Origin of the sequence: Marinobacter piscis (genome assembly GCF_007671655.1) — a bacterium.
Taxonomy (GTDB): Bacteria; Pseudomonadota; Gammaproteobacteria; order Pseudomonadales; family Oleiphilaceae; genus Marinobacter; species Marinobacter piscensis.
Genome location: NZ_VCGX01000001.1, coordinates 970,443 through 988,963, shown reverse-complemented (window position 1 = coordinate 988,963; position 18,521 = coordinate 970,443). Strand labels below are relative to the sequence as shown.

Sequence of the window (18,521 nt, the reverse complement as noted above, 5' to 3'; positions counted from 1 at the left end):
TATTTTGTTATTGTCGTCTGCCAAGTATAGATGAGTATGGTGCTTTTTGGATTGACCTGCCTGCAGCGTCCAGAGCGAAATTACTGTTCTGGCGCAGGCGAAACGACTGATCCGCATGTCGCTCGAGTTTTTGTGCGTTACTGCACTCGGTAAGGATCAACGGTGTGTTGTTGATTGCGTGCGCGGTACTGGAGATGCATAAATCAGGATCCAGCCCTGACTGCAGCAGCCCCTGAGCTGGCAGCCACTGCCAGAGCTGAGCCTCAGCTCCCGAACAATCCGCCAGAGTCACGGAGGCGCCGGCCGTCGTGGCCGTCAGACACTGCCCGGATTCCTCACTGCGATACTGTGCCAACCGCCCACTGGCAGAATCCAGGCGCAACTCCCACTGTTGATTGGCACCGTCATGGGACTGCCAGAAACCGACCCAACCGCTTTGGTACGCATCAAGGGAGTGGTGCTCGCTATCTGCATTGGTTATGCGTTGGCCCGAATAATCCCAGCTTTGCGGGAGACTACCATCGCACGCTTGCAGGTTCGGATAGCCATTGTTCCAGGGCGTGCCGTTGCTATCCAGGCACAGTGCATTGCTGCCCACCCGGTTGGCGAGCGTGCCTTGAGAGGCGTTAAACAGCCAGCGCTGGTCGAGAGCCTGGGGCTGACAGGTGTAATGATCGACCCACGCGCCTGCAGTCACCTCATCGTCGTTTCCGGGAACATCAAGACAGGTGCCCGTTCCCCGGTTAAAGACCGTCACGTATTCAGGTAACGGGTTAATAAACTCACGGTTGGTATTGGCGCGGGCACGTTCCCACATCTGCAAATACGCCTCCGCTGAATTCATCACGGATTCGTATACCCGCGCAGGGGCGCGCTCACGGATATCCTGAATAGAGAAATACCGGCCGGTTGACACGTTATTGCCCACGTTAATCAGTCCGCTTTCAATTCTGGCGCCACCAAACTGGTTATCAAACCGATGGATGGGGTAAACGGCGCGCACACCCAGATCGTGGTACTTATTCAACTGCTCTTCTACATACGCCTGGGAACAGACCGGATCCTTCAGACCACAATTGAAAAGCTCGGAAGCCTCTATACCCAGTACAACCGCCATTTTGCCATCGGCAATCACCTGTCTGGCTTCTTTCGGTGTGTTTACCAGCCTGAAGAATCCCTCGCCCGGCCCGCCGGCCTGAGCATCCACATATGCCTGCATTTCGTGCAAACGCAGTATCTGCAGATCAATGCTTTCCATCGTGTCACAGCTGTTGGTCCCGCCCCAGCTTTGGGGTAACAGGGTAGACTGAAGGTTACACAGCACCTCGTTTTCTACCAGGTGAGTGACCATCATCTTCTGCCCGCCAAGGAAAGCCCGTTCGATCCAGCGATAGTAATACCCTGTATGGGACAGGCTCTGATGATTGGGCCAAAAGGGAAAGTCCGGCCAGCCCGCGGTGTTATAGCGGAAGTTGATGTCGTTGAAACCCATCAGGTTCCCGATAACATCCAGCGAACCATCGGGGCCGTGCACATCGGCACTGTCAGCCAGCGCCCGGGTCACACCGAAAGGGTGGAACGGAGCACCACCCATCATCGTTCCTCCCATAAATTCGTAGGAGGTTATGTGCGTATGCACGTCAATCGAGCCACGTACCGGAGTGTCGGGGCTTCCCTTAAGCTGCTCCAGGTCTCCGGTAATATTCAACTCAGCTTCGGGAAACTTCGCGCAATTTTCTGTCGGCACCAGGCGGAACCAGGCTTCACTGTTCCGGTACTGCGGGTTGAGTAAATCTATAAAATAAATACCGCGGCTGTTCTTGTTGTGCCTTAGCGTCCGATTCAGGAACAGGCTGGTAAACCGGAACTGCTGCTCACCGGAATCCGTGCGTTCGTCGATGCGCCAGTTGGTGTTCTGTCCGGGTACCGTACCTGCGGTAATCTCCGCGGGCAGCCGGGTATCAAGAAAGCGTCCGGCCTGATCACGCATCATGAAGGTTCCAAACCCTGTGGGTTTGAAGTAAAAGCGTGCCGCCTGCCCCGGGTTCTCTGCCCTGAAATCAAAGCTCCAGCCACCATTAATAGTACCGGAGGTTTTGTACCGGCGCATGAACCGGTCATTGTCTGATGACTGAATGGCATAGCAACCCTGGGCAAGTCCGTAGACGGCTTCCTGGGTCATTTCCGCTGCCGGAGCAGTTGAAAAGAGCAAGGTTGTGGCCCCGAACAGAGCGGGAATAAGTCGAACCATGGTCCTGTCCTTTATTGTGTTTTGTTTCGGTTTACCGGGATGGATCCATCGCGACCATAGGACTGGAGCTTGGTAGGCGCTACCGTAATGTGTTCGCATAATCTGCAAAAGGTGTGCAGTTTCTTGAAATCGTGTCAAAGCAGGCCAGATAACCAGGGTCAGGGTCATTGCATCAGCGGGGCAGCGGATTGACTTCTGCAGGAGCAATGCTGCAATCTTCTCCGTTTCATCCATGCGCGATCACGATTCTGGAAGCCCTCCAAAACAAACGTGTAGACGAGAGCCAGCCCTCATGCCCCTTAAAAGCGCCACAACCCCCTCCCGAAATGCCATTATGATGTTTGTGGGCATGATGCTGGTTGCCCTCAATCTGCGCCCGGCACTGACGAGCGTCGGGCCGGTTCTGAAAACCATTGGCGATAGCCTGTCGCTGTCCTCCATTGGTCAGGGCGTACTTACCACACTGCCCGTGCTGCTTCTGGGTCTGGCAGCACCTATGGCCCCATACGCCGCCCGCAGGCTGGGCATGGAGCGCACCGTTCTGGCAGCTCTTATTATTCTGGCTCTGGCTATGGTTGTACGCCCGTATCTTGGCGTCAGCGGCTTATTCCTGGGCACAGCGGTTGCGGGGGGCTGTATCGGTATAATGAGTGTGTTGCTGCCCGGCATTGTAAAACGCGATTTTCCGGAATCCGCCAGCCTGATGACCGGGCTCTACACCGCCGTTCTTTGCACGGGTGCGGCAGTTGCAGCCGGGGCTACGGAGCCTCTGCGCATCGCATTTTCTAATGAGTGGCAGCCGGCACTGGCTTTCTGGGCAGTCCCTGCCGTTATTGCGGCTGTTGCGTGGTGGCTTCAGCTGGATGGCAAGCAAATCCCTGCAACACCACGCGCGCCACAGACGTCACTTTTCAGGGATGGGTTAGCCTGGCAGGTCGCCTTTTATATGGGGCTGCAGTCGTCCCTGGCGTATACCGTGTTTGGCTGGCTGCCAACGATTCTTCAGGATCGGGGAATTGAGCCGGTTACGGCAGGGCTGGCGTTGTCAGTATCTATCCTTGTGCAGGTGCCGACGGCCATTGCAGCTCCCTGGATTGCCAGCCACATGTGGGACCAGCGGGCTATGGTGGTACTGGTCATGCTGGCAACACTCACCGGAATCATGGGCAGTATCTATGCTCCCATCGAAGGCGTCTGGTTCTGGGTTATTATTCTCGGCCTGGGACAGGGCGGCTCTTTCAGCATAGCGCTCACCCTGCTGGCCGTGCGAGCCCGGGATACTGACACGGCCGCACGCCTGTCAGGAATGGCCCAGAGCGTTGGCTACACCATGGCAGCGCTCGGCCCACTCCTTGTCGGTGTACTGCATGAGCGGTTTGAAAGCTGGAACATAGCCGGGCTCTTTCTTGGTCTGATTGCTCTGGGCGCCATTCTGGCGGGCCTGGGAGCGGGCCGCCAGCGATATGTGCTGGAACCCTGAAGCCAGAGACAATAAGCCTGTCTGGCCTTCCCGCGTTCCTGAGCACGCACTACTCTCCCTTCAGATCATGCCCATCTATCCGTAATTCAGGCCTGTTGGCATCTATTTCAGTCAAGGGCGAGCATTCACTCATGGTTTGCAGGCACCGCTGTGTCAGGGTCTGATACTCCTGAGTACCGCGCAGCTTCCAGCTCACTTCTTTATCACTCAAGGTGCGCAACACCTTGGCCGGCGCCCCTACAATTAACGAAGCCGGCTCACAGGTAAAACCGCTTTTCACGAACGCAGCCGCACCCACAATGGAGCGGGCAGAGATGATCGCTTCATCCATAACGACGGCATTCATGCCAACCATGGCATCTTCTTCTATTACACAGCCATGCAAGACGGCACCATGCCCGATATGCCCATTGCGCCGGACCACGGCGTCCCGGCCCGGGAAAGCATGGACAACACAGGTATCCTGCAGGTTTGCGCCCTGCTCCATCACAATTCGACCGAAATCACCGCGCAAAGAGGCGCACGGTCCAACATAGCAGTCAGGTCCTATGTGTACATCGCCAATCAGTACAGCTGTCGGGTGTACATAAGCCGTCGGGTGCACCACAGGTGTCACACCATCAATGCGGTAACAGGGCATGAGAGGCTCCCTTTAACGTGTTTGTGTTTTTGTATCTTAAGCTACTCTTTCTGTATCAGGACATCCAGCACACACCCCACGGGCGTGTCGATAGCGCCTGTTACTGCGTCTGCCGCAACTATCTACGACTAAAGACTAACAGTAAAAATAAGTCGAAAAATCATAATACTACATCCCTGCCGATTCCCCATACAGCAATGTGATACAAAAATCTGTACGTAAAATCTTGACCGGTATCAATTCAAACCTATACTCTTTTGATAGATTTTTGAGGCGGAACACCGCCCCGCGGAAGTTGCCTTGAGAATAATCAGGCCTTACCGACAACGATTAAAACAACCCAATGCCGGAACCTTTATGCCACAGATACTGCTCTCGGAAGGGCCGGATCAGGGCGTTCGTCTGTTAACGCTTAACCGCCCTGAAGCCCTCAACGCCCTTAACACTGCCTTACTTGACGTTCTGAGCAAAGAGCTGGATGCAGCCGAAGCTGACCCCGACACCCGTGCTGTTGTGATCACCGGGAGTGAACGAGCCTTTGCTGCAGGTGCCGACATCAACGAGATGGCCGCCCGCGACCTGGTCGGCATGCTCGAAGACCCGCGGACTCAGCACTGGGCTCGCATCGCACGGTTTACCAAGCCTCTGATCACCGCCGTTAACGGCTTCTGCCTGGGAGGCGGCTGCGAACTGGCAATGAACGGCGACATCATCATTGCCGGCAATAATGCCCGTTTCGGCCAGCCTGAAATCAATCTCGGCATCATGCCAGGTGCCGGTGGCACCCAGCGGCTGGTGCGCGCGGTTGGCCAGTCTCTGGCTATGCAAATGGTACTCACCGGAGAGCCCATCGGTGCTGAGCGCGCTCTGGACGCCGGTCTCGTGAGCGAGGTCTGCCAGCCAGAGCTGACGGTAGAGCGCGCCCTTGCCATTGCACGCACAATCGCCTCCAAGGGACCGATTGCCGTGCAGCTGGCCCGCGAGGCGGTGCAACGTGCAGAAGACATGGACCTTGCAGCCGGCCTGCGCTTTGAGCGTCACGCTTTCACCATTCTGGCGGCAACCGACGATCGCCGTGAAGGCCTCGATGCGTTCCAGAACAAACGTAAGCCAGAGTTCACCGGGCGCTGAGCCCGGCCTGGCAAATCATCCGCCCGAAGCAAGCAACCCGGGTTCCACTGCTATCACAAGGACTTTTCCATGACTGAGCAGAGTGTGCTTCTCGATATCGATCAGGGAATTGCCAAAGTCACCCTGAACCGTCCCAAGAGCCTCAACAGTTTTAACGTTGAGATGCATGAACAGATGCGCGCTGCGCTTAAGACGATCCGCAACGACCACAGCGTGCGGGTACTCCTGCTGACCGGTAACGGCCGCGGCTTCTGTGCCGGCCAGGATCTGTCCGATCGCAACGTGAATCCGGGTGATGAAGCGCCGGATCTCGGCCTGTCTATCGAAAAATACTACAACCCGTTGCTGCAGACCCTCCGTAACCTGCCCATGCCGGTTATATGTGCGGTGAACGGCGTTGCTGCCGGAGCCGGCGCAAATATTGCCCTGGCGTGTGACATTACTCTTGCCGCACGGTCCGCAAATTTTGTTCAGGCGTTTTGCAAAATTGGGCTGATTCCCGATTCAGGCGGGACCTGGACGCTGCCACGCTCCGTTGGCATGGCCCGGGCGAAAGGCCTGGCCATGCTCGGTGACAAACTGAGCGCCGAAAAAGCGGAACAGTGGGGCATGATCTGGCAGTGCGTGGATGACGACGCTCTGGAAGAGGAGTCGATGAAACTGGCCCGCCATTTTGCAACCCAGCCCACCAAAGGTCTGGCCATGATCAAGCGCGCCCTGCACGCGAGCCCGGACAACAGCTTTGAAGAACAAGTGCTGGTAGAGCGGGACCTGCAGCGCCTGGCCGGCCGCACTGATGATTACCGTGAAGGCGTTGCGGCTTTCATGGAAAAACGCGCACCAGAATTCAAGGGGAAATAAGCATGCAGCCACTTGCCACCTCCGTCCCTGTTGCCGTGATTGGCGCCGGCGCCATGGGCTCCGGCATTGCCCAGGTAGCCGGCCAGGCAGGTCATCAGGTTTTCCTTCTCGACCAGCGTGAAGGTGCAGCAGAAGCTGGCCGTCAGAGTATTGCCAACATTCTGCAGCGCCGTGTAGACAAGGGGAAGATGGAGCAGGCCGACCTGGATGCACTGCTTGATCGCATCAAACCGGTTAACGAGCTCAAAGAGCTTGCAGAGGCGGGACTGGTCATCGAGGCCATTGTTGAAGACCTTGATATCAAGCGCAGCCTTCTCGCTGACCTTGAAGCACTCTGTGACGACAGCACAATCCTGGCTACGAACACCTCGTCCATCTCCGTAACCGCCCTGAGTGCTGAAATGCAGCACCCAGAGCGCCTGGTCGGCATGCACTTCTTTAACCCGGCGCCCTTAATGGCTCTGGTAGAAGTCATCAAAGGCCTGGCCACCAGTGACGACGTTGCCAAGTGTGTTTACGCCACCGCAGGCCAGTGGGGCAAAAAACCGGTCACCGCCACCTCAACACCGGGCTTTATTGTTAACCGGGTTGCACGGCCATTTTATGCAGAAAGCCTGCGCCTGCTGCAGGAGCAGACAGCGGACAGTGCCACACTCGATGCCATTGTGCGCGAGGCTGGTGGCTTCCGTATGGGACCCTTTGAGCTGACCGACCTGATCGGCCACGATGTTAACTATGCCGTGACCACGTCGGTGTTCAATTCCTACTATCAGGACACCCGCTTTCTGCCTTCCCTGGTGCAGAAAGAACTGGTGGAGGCTGGCCGGCTGGGCCGCAAAAACGGTCAGGGCTTTTACAGCTATACCGACGACTCACAAAAGCCCGAACCGGCAACCGTAGCAGCCGTCAGCAGCGAAGCCGATACATTGATTGTGGAAGGCAACCCGGGGCCTCTGGCTCCTCTGGTCACGCGTCTGAGTGAGTGCGGGCTGAACGTCATCGAGCGGGATGGCCCCGGCCGCCTGCAGTTTGGCGACGCCGTACTGGCACTGACCGACGGCCGTATGGCAACAGAGCGTGCGGCGGCCGAGGCCTGCAACAACCTGGTTCTGGTGGACCTGGCATTTGATTACACCAAAGCAAGTCGTCTCGCGATTGCCAGCGCCGAACAGGCATCGGCACAGGCTGTAAGTGATGCCAGCGCCCTGCTCCAGAAGGCCGGCATTGCCGTAAGCCACATTGCCGACCGTCCGGGTCTGGTCATTATGCGCACCGTTGCCACCCTGGCAAACGAAGCCGCTGATGCGGCTCTGCACGGCGTCGCCACAGTCAGTGATATAGATCTTGCCATGAAAGCCGGCCTCAACTACCCGGAAGGCCCACTGCGTTGGAGCGACAGCCTCGGCTTCAGCCTTGTTCACCAGGTCCTGACACACCTCCAGCAAAGCTATGGCGAAGATCGCTATCGACCCGCGCTGCTGCTGCGCAAGAACCGGTTCGCCGAAAAGGGGTTTTACTCATGAGCAACGAGCACCAGTCACCCGAAGCCCAAAAACTGGCACAGGACTGCGCTGAGTCCATGTACGCGCGGGATGAAGCCAGTCGTAACCTGGGAATGGAAATCACCCACGTATCCCCGGGTAAGGCTACGGTCACCATGCCAGTCACCAGTATCATGATCCAGGGGCACGGCTCCTGCCATGGTGGTTACCTGTTTACCCTTGCTGACTCTGCTTTTGCCTTCGCTTGCAATAGCTATAACAAGGCAACAGTGGCATCGGGCTGTTCCATCGAGTATATGCTTGGTGCCCGTGAAGGTGACGTGCTGACTGCCACCGCGGTTGAGCAGTCACGCGGCAACCGCACCGGTGTATACGATATAACCCTCACCAACCAGGACGGCCATGTTATCGCCCTGTTTCGCGGCAAGTCCTATCAGGTACGTGGCGAAGTCATCCAGTCGGAGAACGATCAATGAGCAACGAAAAACACCTTGAAAATGCCTACATAGTAGACGCTGTACGTACACCCGTAGGCCGTTACGGTGGCTCCCTCTCAACGGTCCGCGCAGACGACCTGGGTGCCATTCCCATGAAAGCCCTGAAAGACCGCTACAGCGACCTTGACTGGGCCGCCGTAGACGATGTGCTTTACGGCTGTGCCAACCAGGCCGGCGAGGACAACCGGGACGTGGCCCGCATGTCACTGCTGCTGGCCGGACTGCCTGTAGACGTACCCGGCAGCACCATTAACCGGCTGTGCGGCTCCGGAATGGACGCCATCGGCAGCGCTGCCCGCGCACTGCGTACCGGCGAAACCAACCTGATGCTGGCCGGCGGCGTAGAGTCTATGTCCCGGGCGCCGTTTGTGATGGGCAAGGCCGAATCCGGGTTCAGCCGCAAGGCCGAGTTGTTCGACACTACCATTGGCTGGCGCTTTGTGAACCCGGTTCTGAAGAAGCAGTACGGCATTGACTCCATGCCGGAAACCGCTGAGAACGTGGCGGCCGACTTCAACATTTCCCGTGAAGACCAGGATGCCTTTGCTCTGCGCAGCCAGCAGCGTACGGCAGCCGCCCGCAACGCCGGCTTTTTTGCCAGCGAAATTGTGCCGGTGAGTGTTCCCCGCCGTAAACAGGATCCGCTCATTGTCGATACGGATGAACATCCGCGGGAAACCAGCCTGGAAAAGCTTGCCGGACTGGGAACCCCCTTCCGTGACAACGGTACCGTCACCGCCGGTAACGCATCCGGTGTAAACGACGGCGCCTGCGCCCTGTTGCTTGCCAGTGGCGACGCTCTGAAACAACACAACCTCAAGCCCCGCGCACGGGTTGTGGCCATGGCTACAGCCGGTGTTGAGCCCCGCATTATGGGCATGGGCCCGGCGCCGGCCACCCGCAAGGTTCTGAAAACCGCGGGCTTGGAGCTGGCGGATATGGATGTGATTGAGCTCAACGAAGCCTTTGCCGCCCAGGCACTGGCCGTGCTTCGCGACCTGGGCCTGCCCGACGATGCCGAGCACGTGAACCCCAACGGCGGTGCAATTGCTCTAGGCCACCCTCTGGGCATGAGCGGCGCACGTCTTGTCACTACCGCGCTGAATGAGCTGGAGCGTCGCCACCAGCAAGGTCAGAGTGCACGTTATGCCCTGTGCACCATGTGCATTGGTGTAGGCCAGGGTATCGCCATGATCATCGAGCGCACTGACACAGCGGAATAACAACACCGGTCCGGCTTCGCCGGGCCCACATCACAAACTGACACTGGTCCGGTGCCGCACGCCGGGCCAACAAGAACAAAGCAGGAAATCGTTATGAGCCTACCCATGCATAAACTCGGCAAGCTGGACCGGATGGAAACCGCCAGCGTGGACGAACTTCGCCATGAGCAGCTTCAGCGCCTGCGCTGGAGTGTCTGGCACGCCTACACCAACGTGCCCTTTTACCGTAATGCGTTTGATACCATTGGCCTGAAGCCAATGGACATCAACACACTGGAAGACATTTCCAAGATTCCCTTCACGGCCAAAGATAACCTGCGGGACCATTACCCGTTCGGCATGTTTGCTGTGCCCATGAAAAAGGTCGTGCGGGTACACGCTTCCAGTGGTACTACCGGCAAGCCCACCGTTGTCGGCTACACCAAAGGCGACATTGAAACCTGGGCCGACATTGTTGCACGTTCAATCCGTGCCGGCGGCGGCAGCTCTGGCGACAAGATTCATATTGCTTACGGATACGGCCTGTTCACGGGTGGCCTGGGTGCCCACTATGGCGCTGAGCGCCTCGGCTGCACGGTTATTCCCATGTCAGGTGGACAGACGGAAAAGCAGGTACAGTTGATCAGTGATTTTGAGCCCGACCTTATTATGGTCACGCCTTCCTATATGCTGAACATTGCCGACGAGCTGGACCGCCAGGGCATTGACCCCAAAAAACTGCCATTGCGGCTGGGTATTTTTGGTGCTGAGCCCTGGACCGACAGCATGCGTTCGGAGCTTGAAGAGCGCCTGGGTATCCAGGCACTGGATATCTATGGCCTGTCCGAAGTCATGGGCCCGGGTGTGGGTATGGAATGCCTGGAAACCAAAGACGGTCCTACCATCTGGGAAGACCACTTCTACCCGGAAATCATCAATCCGGACACGGGCGAAGTATTGCCCGATGGTGAGTACGGCGAACTGGTATTCACCTCACTCACCAAGGTAGCCATGCCGGTTCTGCGCTACCGTACCCGCGATCTTACCCGTTTGCTGCCGGGCACTGCCCGCCCGATGCGCCGCATCGACAAAATCACAGGTCGCAGCGACGACATGCTGATTGTTCGCGGGGTCAACCTGTTCCCCAGCCAGATTGAAGAACAGGTACTGAAGTGCCGTGCCCTGGCACCTTACTATGAAATTGAAGTGTACAAGAAAGGCAACCTGGACTTCGTGGATATCCGGGTTGAACTGAAGCCGGGAGCAGAGGGCGAAATCACCAAAGAGAATGCGGCCAAAGAGTTGAGCCATCACATCAAATCCTACATTGGCATCAGCACCCGCGTGCAGGTTATGGACTCAGGGACCCTGAGCCGCTCTGAGGGCAAGGCCAAGCACGTATTTGACCGTCGTAAAGACTAAAGCCTTCAGCTGGTAAGGGGTGTACACAACACCTCTTACCAACGATTTATTTTTTCTTCCCTTTTAGAAAACTCAAAAGCATTTCTTAATACCATAACCAGTTTGTTTAATTTTCAATCACTTAAAGATACGACAAAAGTCTTAAACCTCAACATGATACAGAATAGCTTTCATTGATATTTATTCAGTATCATATACTATGAAGTTAATGCCTGTGACAGTTCACAGTGCACTGCTATGCGCCTAGAGCAGATTAAAAACAAGCCAGACTCGGAGAGAGTTATGTACGCACAAATGGTTGATACCGGTACAAAGCGCCTCAAAACCCTGGAAGAAATGTCTCCCGAAGAGAGAGATTTCCAGGAGAAAATTGATGCCGAAACGAAAATTGAAGCCAAGAACTGGATGCCGGAAGGCTACCGCAAAACACTGGTTCGCCAGATCTCCCAGCATGCCCACTCAGAAATTGTCGGCATGCTGCCGGAAGGCAACTGGGTTACCCGTGCGCCTACCCTGAAGCGCAAACTGCAGCTGATGGCCAAGATCCAGGACGAAGCAGGCCACGGCCTGTACCTGTACAGCGCCATGGAAACTCTGGGCGCCGATCGCGACGAAGAAATCCAGAAGCTGCACGATGGCAAAGCCAAGTACTCAAGCATCTTTAACTATCCGACGCTCAACTGGGCCGACATGGGCGCAGTGGGCTGGCTGGTTGATGGCGCAGCCATTGTGAACCAGGTGGTACTGCAGCGTACTTCCTATGGCCCCTATTCCCGCGCCATGGTCCGCATCTGTAAGGAAGAGAGCTTCCACCAGCGCCAGGGTTACCAGATTCTTCTGGACATGATGCGTGAAGGCACGCAGGAGCAGAAGGATATGGTACAGGATGCCATTAACCGTCTTTGGTGGCCGGCGCTGATGATGTTCGGTCCCCATGATGACGAGTCCCCCAACTCGCAACAGTCCATGGTCTGGAAAATCAAGCGCAAGAGTAACGACGAGCTGCGCCAGATGTTTATTGACCAGACAGTACCTCAGCTGGAGTTCCTGGGCTGCACAGCACCAGACCCGGATCTGAAGTGGAACGAAGAAACCGGCCACTACGACTTTGGCGAGATCAACTGGAAAGAGTTTTACGACGTTCTTAAAGGCAACGGCCCCTGTAACCGTGAACGTATCGGTACTCGCCGCAAAGCCATTGATGAAGGTGCTTGGGTACGGGATGCAGCCGTTGCCTATGCCGCCAAAAAACAACAGCGCGACGCCGCATAACAGGAGAGAGAGCAATGTCTGAATGGCGCCTTTACGAAGTTTTCGTTCGCAGTAAGCACGGCCTTAACCACAAACATGTCGGCAGCGTACACGCTGCCGACAACGAAATGGCCATGGAGAACGCCCGTGAGCTGTACACCCGTCGTAACGAAGGGGTAAGTATCTGGGTTGTCCCTTCCGAAACCATTACGGCCTCGGCGTCGGATGAGAAAGAAATCCTGTTCGATCCATCCGAAGACAAAATTTACCGGCACGCTTCGTTCTACAAGCTGCCTGACGAAGTCGGGCACATGTAAGGAGCACCCAATGACACAGCAACAAGCATTACAGGAATATCTGCTCCGCCTTGCCGACTCCGACATCATTCTGGGTCAGCGCCTGAGTGAGCTGGTTGGCAAGGCCCCGGCCCTGGAAGAAGAGCTGGCGTCAACCAACGTAGCGCTTGACCTGATCGGTCAGGCGCGGAACTGGTATGAGTACGCCGCCGAACTGATCAACGACGGCCGCGATGCGGACAACCTGGTTTTTCTGCGGGATGCGCACGAGTATCGCAACCTGTTGATGGTAGAACAGCCTAATGAAGACTACGCCGTTACGATCGCGCGCCAGTTTTTCTTTGATGTCTGGCACTACTTCACCCTGAAAGCTCTGGTGAACGCCAGTGATGAGCGTATCGCTACCATTGCTGCCAAGGCCGTTAAAGAAGCCACTTACCATCTGCGCCGCTCTTCCGAGTGGGTCAAGCGTATGGGTGACGGCACAGAAGAAAGTCACCGTCGCATGCAGGATGCCTTCGATATTCTGTGGCGTTTCACCGGCGAACTGATTACTCCGGATGAGGTTGACCACGCCATGTTCAAGGCGGGTATCGGCCCGGATCCTGAGCAACTGAAACAGGATTGGCTCGGCATGGTGCGTGAAGTCGCCGCTCAGGCCACCGTCACACCTGGCGCTGAAGACGCCTGGATGTATATGGGTGGTAAGCGTGGTGAGCACACCGAACACCTGGGCCACCTCCTGGCCGTGATGCAGTTTCTGCCTCGCGCCTATCCGGATGCGACAACCTGGTAAGCCGGTCTGACTGATATAGAGGAGTACCTCCGGTGATTGAACGTGAACCATCGTCTGTAGACATACTGATCGCCAGCGACCGGGTACCGGCAAACGCCCGGCCCGAACTGCTGACAGAGGAAGCAATCTGGGAATTGCTGGATAACGTCAAAGACCCGGAGGTGCCCGCCGTCAGTGTGGTCGAGCTTGGCATTATTCGCCGCGTGGACTGGGACGGCAAACATCTGACCATAGACGTTACGCCTACCTACTCCGGCTGCCCGGCAACCGAGCTTATTGAAGAGCTGGTTGTCGAAGCCATGCGTGCTGCCGGCATCCGCGACCCACAGATTAACCGGGTGCTGACGCCGGCCTGGACCACAGACTGGATAACCGAAGAAGGCCGGGAAAAACTCCGGGCATTTGGCATAGCTCCGCCCAAGGGCAATGCCAGCAAAATGAGCCTGCTGGGTGTCGATGAGGTCATCGCCTGCCCACTCTGCGGCAGCGAACACACTGAACGCATCAGCGAATTCGGCTCAACTGCCTGTAAGGCGCTTTATCGCTGCCTTGATTGCCGGGAGCCTTTCGACTACTTCAAATGCATATAGAGCCGATACGATCATGAACAAATTCTACTCGCTGCCTCTCAAAGAGGTTACGCCAGAAACAAGAAACGCCGTATCCCTGTGCTTTGATCTGCCCGAAGATGTGGCAGATAAATTCAAGTACAAGCAAGGTCAGCACATTGTGGTGCGGACCAAGATGGACGGTGAAGAGGTGCGTCGCACCTATTCCATTTGCTCCAGTGTGAATGATGAAGAACTGCGCATTGCTGTTAAGCGTGTACCAGGTGGCGTCTTCTCCAATTTTGCCAACGAACAGCTGAAGCCCGGGGCCACGCTCGAAGTGATGCCGCCCCAGGGCACCTTCGGAATTGACCTGGATCCTGAGCGTGAAGGTCACTACCTGGCTGTGGCAGCCGGCAGTGGGATCACTCCGATTCTGTCGATTATAAAAACCACGCTGGAAACCGAACCCAAAAGCCAGTTCACCCTGTTCTACGGCAACAAGGGTACTGCCAGCACCATGTTCCGCGACCAGCTGCAGGACCTGAAGAACGAATACATGACCCGCTTCAACCTGGTGTACATATTTACCCGGGAAGAGCAGGACATCGATTTGTACAACGGTCGTATCGACGCCGAAAAATGTGATCAGCTGTTTGATCACTGGATCGATGCCAAAAATCTGACCAGCGCCTTTTTGTGCGGCCCGCAGATGCTGACAGAAACCGTGCGTGACTCTCTGGTCCGCCACGGCCTGGACAAGTCAAAGGTTCACTACGAACTCTTTACCCCCGCCGGGGGTGTACCTCAGTCCCGTAAAGACCGCGCAGAAACCAAGGTTGACCCGCAGGCTGTCAGTGTCGTCACGGTCAAAGCCGACGGCCGGTCAATGACCTTCGACCTGGTACGAGATACCAAGAGCATCCTTGATGCCGGTAATGAAGAAGGGGCCGACCTGCCCTTCTCCTGCAAGGCCGGCGTATGCTCTACCTGCCGTGCCAAAGTGGTGGAAGGGGAAGTGGAAATGGACCAGAACTTTGCGCTGGAAGACTACGAAGTGGAAGCAGGCTATGTACTGTCATGCCAGTGCTACCCCGTCAGTGACAAGGTAACCCTCGACTACGACGAATAGTAATACTGGAGTTTTTGTAGATGTCAGTTCTTAAAAGCTTTATTGCCGGTGAATGGATTGGCGAGCAGCAGGCAAAAGCGCTGCCCAGTGCCATCAACGGCGAGATCGTTGCGCATACCCACGACGATACTCTGGATTTCAAAAAGGCCGTTGAATACGGCCGCACGGTTGGCGGCAAAAACCTGAAAGACATGGATTTTCAGGAACGTGCCCTGGCACTGAAAGCCATGGCCATCTATCTGCAGGAGCACAAGAAAGAGCTCTACGCTCTTTCAATGCATACAGGCTCCAGCAAATCCGATAATGGTATCGACATCGATGGTGGCTTCGGCACACTGTTCTCCTACTCCAGCATGGGGCGTCGGGAACTGCCCTCAGGCAACGTGGTACACGAAGGCCCCGTCCTGCCACTGGGTAAAAACAATCACTTTGCGGGTACCCACATCATGGTGCCCCGCAACGGTGTAGCCATTCATATCGACGCCTATAACTTCCCGGTGTGGGGTATGCTGGAAAAGTTCGCCCCCACCTTCCTGGCGGGTATGCCTTCGATTGTGAAGCCTGCTACGTCCACCAGTTATGTGACAGAACTGGCCGTACGCCTCATGCACGAATCAGGTGCCCTGCCAGAAGGCAGTCTGCAGCTGATTATCGGTAGCACCGGCGACCTGTTTGACCATCTGGAAGAGCAGGACGTGGTTACCTTCACTGGCTCAGCCAAAACCGCACGGATGCTGCGCAACCATCCCAACATCGTTCATCGCTCCATACCGTTCAACGCCGAGGCCGACTCACTGAACAGTGCGGTTCTGGCACCGGACGTGACCCCGGATCATGAAGAGTTTGATCTTTTTGTGCGAGAAATCGGCCGCGAAATGGTTGCCAAGGCGGGTCAGAAGTGTACAGCGATCCGCCGGGTGATGGTGCCGCAGGAGCAGGTTGAGGCTGTGTGCGACAAGCTCAAGGCGCGACTGAGCAAAATCACCACCGGTGATCCGTCTGTTGAAGGCGTTCGCATGGGGGCACTTGCATCCATCGATCAGCTGGAAGACGTCAAGGGAAGTATCCAGGAACTGCTGAAAACCAGTGAGCTGGTCTTTGGGGGTGACGGTACCTTCAAGCCCACCGGCGAAGGCACCGAGAACGGCGCATTCATCGAGCCGCATCTTCTGCTATGCCGCAATCCCGAGAACGGCTGCGGCGCCCACGACATCGAGGCCTTTGGCCCGGTGGCCACAATCATTCCTTACAACACGCTGGACGAAGCCGTTGAGCTTGTTGCCAAAGGTCGTGGCTCACTGGTAACCACAGTGACTACCCGTGATCCGGCTATTGTTGCCGAACTGGCACCGGCGCTGGCGTCTTACCACGGTCGTCTGCATCTGCTGGATGCGGAAGCTGCCAAAGAGTCTACCGGCCATGGTTCTCCCCTGCCGATGCTGAAGCACGGTGGCCCGGGTCGCGCCGGTGGTGGCGAAGAGCTGGGTGGTATCCGTGCGGTATTCCATTACCTGCAGCGCACGGCTATCCAGGGCTCACCCACCATGCTGGCTGCGGTTACCCGTGAGTATGTCCGCGGCGCCAAAGTCTTCGAGACAGATAAGCACCCGTTCCGTTATCACTTTGAAGACCTGCAGATTAACCAGTCATTGCTGACGCACCGCCGTACGGTGACCGAGGCAGACCTGGTGAACTTTGGCTGCCTCTCAGGCGACCATTTCTACATGCACTTTGATGAAATTGCTGCGCAAAACAGTCAGTTCGGCAAGCGCATTGCCCACGGCTATTTCGTGCTGTCTGCAGCCGCCGGCATGTTCATCCACCCTGCCGAAGGGCCGGTACTGGCCAACTACGGTCTGGACACACTGCGCTTTATCGAGCCGGTCGCACCGGGGGACACCATCCGTGCCCGCCTGACCTGTAAGCGCAAGATTGACCAGGGCCGGACATCGCCGGACGGTCATCCACAGGGCGTTGTGGCCTGGGATGTTGAAGTCACCAACCAGCACGACGAGCTGGTTGCCAGCTACGACATTCTGACACTGGTTGCCAAGAAGCCGGAATAATTTTTCCGGCCATAAAAAAACCGCCAGCAGCTTAGGCCCTGGCGGTTTTTTTGTATCTGGTGTTTTTACATGCCCAGATACGCCTCGCGCACCTTCTCATTGCTCAGCAGTTCACGGCCAGAACCTTCCACGACCACATTGCCCGTTTCCAGTACATAGCCACGATCGGCAAGAGCCAGGGCCTGTGACGCATTCTGTTCCACCAGAAATATCGTCATCCCTTCGTTTTTCAATTCTTTGATGATGTTGAAAATTTCTTCAATTATCAGGGGGGCCAGCCCCATACTGGGCTCATCCAGTAGCAACAGCCGGGGCCTGGCCATCAGGGCGCGCCCCATAGCCAGCATCTGTTGCTGACCACCGGATAACTCACCTGCCAGGTTACGGCGCTTTTGCCTCAATATGGGGAACTTCTCGTACATACGGTCGAGATCGTCTTCCACTTCCGGGCCGCGCCCGCGTGTGTAAGCCCCCAGCAACAGGTTGTCCTCCACACTCAGGTCCTTGAAGACCTGTCGGCCCTCTGGCACCTGTACAATGCCTTTGGCAACCCTCTGGTCGGCACTGACCTTCTTCAGGTCCTTACCTTCAAAGGTAATGCTGCCGCTGTCGACGGGCTGCAGGCCAGAGATGGTCATCAGCAGGGTCGACTTTCCCGCGCCGTTGGCTCCCACCAGGGACACAATTTCCCCGCTATTGATCTGGATATCCACGCCATGAAGCGCTTCGATCTGTCCATAAGACGTCGTCAGCCCACTGATAGTGAGCATCTCTTCTGTTGCATGGGGGGCCGTCCTGCGCGGTGCATGCTGAAGGCCCAGCCCTCCGAGGCGCTCAGGGGTGAAGCTGACAATCCGGTGCCGTAGCTCACGGAACTCATCCCGCACGCGTTCGCCAAACAGCGGGTCATTGGCGAGGTCACGGGATTCCGTGATTAACTGCCAGTCGTCTTCACTCAGGCATTTTCTGGCCCGGGGAATCACCACCCCCTCTTCCTTTTTAATGTGCTTGCGCAAAGCTTCCGTAAAGCGCGCCAGGGCATGGCTCAGCTCTTCCCGTCCATCCGGCCAGTGCTCCATGCATAGCCGGAGGAGTTCACGCAATTCATTGATCTTCTGGTCACCAATTTCATATCCGTGCGCCAGTTTGTCCAGCAACGGTTTTGTTTCCGGAGACTTTTCTCCCAGCAGGCGGTACAGCACAATCTCATCCGGTGAGCTGTGTACACTCCGCGCAAAGTGCTGAATGTAATCGAATATTGTGCTGTACAGCGTTTCATCGGGCTGCTGTTCATTGATGTTCATATCATGCTGGAGCTGATCCAGCAGATCGAGTACGCGCCAAAGCGCCTGGTGCTCCTGAACGATGGTACTGATGGCTTGCGAGCTATAGCTGTCTTCAGGCGCTACGTTGGTCGGTGTCTGTGTCATTGTCGTTATTTCCTCA

The 18,521-nt window shown here is 56.5% G+C and carries 16 protein-coding genes and 1 pseudogene; 13 read left to right on the top strand and 4 right to left on the bottom strand.

The genetic code is table 11. The features are described 5' to 3' along the window. Positions 1-7: 7 nt before the first annotated feature. Positions 8-2,251: an RICIN domain-containing protein gene (locus FFI95_RS04540; RefSeq protein WP_186311959.1), complete on the bottom strand. Its 2,244-nt coding sequence runs from the start codon at positions 2,249-2,251 to the stop codon at positions 8-10. A gap of 292 nt (positions 2,252-2,543) precedes the next feature. Between FFI95_RS04540 and FFI95_RS04535 the strand changes: the two genes are divergently transcribed. Further along, a complete protein-coding gene (locus tag FFI95_RS04535) occupies positions 2,544-3,731 on the top strand; it encodes a CynX/NimT family MFS transporter (RefSeq protein ID WP_144821188.1) in 1,188 nt (395 codons plus the stop codon). Positions 3,732-3,780: 49 nt separating this feature from the next. Here the strand turns inward: FFI95_RS04535 and FFI95_RS04530 are convergent, their stop codons facing one another. After that, the gene (locus tag FFI95_RS04530) at positions 3,781-4,371 is read right to left on the bottom strand and encodes a phenylacetic acid degradation protein PaaY (RefSeq protein WP_144821187.1); all 591 of its coding nucleotides are present in this window, start codon (positions 4,369-4,371) and stop codon (positions 3,781-3,783) included. Positions 4,372-4,728: 357 nt separating this feature from the next. Between FFI95_RS04530 and paaF the strand changes: the two genes are divergently transcribed. The 12 genes from paaF (at position 4,729) to paaZ (ending at position 17,075) form a co-directional block, all read left to right on the top strand. Continuing rightward, positions 4,729-5,502, top strand: a complete 774-nt coding sequence (gene paaF / locus FFI95_RS04525) for a 2,3-dehydroadipyl-CoA hydratase PaaF (RefSeq protein WP_144821186.1) — start codon at positions 4,729-4,731, stop codon at positions 5,500-5,502. 69 nt (positions 5,503-5,571) lie between these two features. After that, a complete protein-coding gene (gene paaG / locus FFI95_RS04520) occupies positions 5,572-6,363 on the top strand; it encodes a 2-(1,2-epoxy-1,2-dihydrophenyl)acetyl-CoA isomerase PaaG (protein ID WP_144821185.1) in 792 nt (263 codons plus the stop codon). 2 nt (positions 6,364-6,365) lie between these two features. After that, entirely contained in the window at positions 6,366-7,886 is a 1,521-nt protein-coding gene (paaH, locus tag FFI95_RS04515) for a 3-hydroxyacyl-CoA dehydrogenase PaaH (RefSeq protein ID WP_144821184.1), read from the top strand. Next, positions 7,883-8,341, top strand: coding sequence for a hydroxyphenylacetyl-CoA thioesterase PaaI (gene paaI / locus FFI95_RS04510; RefSeq protein ID WP_144821183.1), 459 nt, complete (start codon positions 7,883-7,885; stop codon positions 8,339-8,341). The genes paaH and paaI overlap by 4 nt, the downstream gene beginning before the upstream one ends. After that, positions 8,338-9,585 (top strand): 3-oxoadipyl-CoA thiolase, encoded by a 1,248-nt coding sequence (pcaF, locus tag FFI95_RS04505; RefSeq protein WP_144821182.1) that lies wholly within the window; start codon positions 8,338-8,340, stop codon positions 9,583-9,585. Before paaI ends, pcaF begins: the two co-directional genes overlap by 4 nt. Before the next feature lie 93 nt (positions 9,586-9,678). Further along, positions 9,679-10,986: a phenylacetate--CoA ligase PaaK gene (gene paaK, locus FFI95_RS04500; protein WP_144821181.1), complete on the top strand. Its 1,308-nt coding sequence runs from the start codon at positions 9,679-9,681 to the stop codon at positions 10,984-10,986. A gap of 282 nt (positions 10,987-11,268) precedes the next feature. Continuing rightward, positions 11,269-12,258 carry a 1,2-phenylacetyl-CoA epoxidase subunit PaaA gene (gene paaA / locus FFI95_RS04495; protein ID WP_144821180.1) on the top strand — a complete coding sequence of 330 codons (990 nt, stop codon included), beginning with the start codon at positions 11,269-11,271 and terminating at the stop codon, positions 12,256-12,258. A gap of 14 nt (positions 12,259-12,272) precedes the next feature. Next, a complete protein-coding gene (gene paaB / locus FFI95_RS04490; protein WP_144821179.1) occupies positions 12,273-12,554 on the top strand; it encodes a 1,2-phenylacetyl-CoA epoxidase subunit PaaB in 282 nt (93 codons plus the stop codon). A gap of 10 nt (positions 12,555-12,564) precedes the next feature. Beyond that, positions 12,565-13,329, top strand: coding sequence for a 1,2-phenylacetyl-CoA epoxidase subunit PaaC (paaC, locus tag FFI95_RS04485; protein ID WP_144821178.1), 765 nt, complete (start codon positions 12,565-12,567; stop codon positions 13,327-13,329). A gap of 32 nt (positions 13,330-13,361) precedes the next feature. Next, on the top strand, positions 13,362-13,919 hold the full coding sequence (gene paaD / locus FFI95_RS04480; RefSeq protein ID WP_144821177.1) for a 1,2-phenylacetyl-CoA epoxidase subunit PaaD: 558 nt from the start codon (positions 13,362-13,364) through the stop codon (positions 13,917-13,919). Positions 13,920-13,932: 13 nt separating this feature from the next. Beyond that, positions 13,933-15,009 (top strand): 1,2-phenylacetyl-CoA epoxidase subunit PaaE, encoded by a 1,077-nt coding sequence (gene paaE / locus FFI95_RS04475; protein WP_144821176.1) that lies wholly within the window; start codon positions 13,933-13,935, stop codon positions 15,007-15,009. A 20-nt stretch (positions 15,010-15,029) separates the two neighbouring features. Then, positions 15,030-17,075, top strand: a complete 2,046-nt coding sequence (gene paaZ, locus FFI95_RS04470; RefSeq protein ID WP_144821175.1) for a phenylacetic acid degradation bifunctional protein PaaZ — start codon at positions 15,030-15,032, stop codon at positions 17,073-17,075. Between the two features lie 65 nt (positions 17,076-17,140). On the opposite strand, the gene FFI95_RS15450 is transcribed toward paaZ, so the two are convergent. Then, positions 17,141-17,845, bottom strand: coding sequence for an ABC transporter ATP-binding protein (locus FFI95_RS15450; protein ID WP_246069420.1), 705 nt, complete (start codon positions 17,843-17,845; stop codon positions 17,141-17,143). 210 nt (positions 17,846-18,055) lie between these two features. Further along, positions 18,056-18,505 (bottom strand): annotated as a pseudogene (locus FFI95_RS15445) (hemerythrin domain-containing protein); the annotation flags it as partial. Positions 18,506-18,521: the final 16 nt, after the last annotated feature.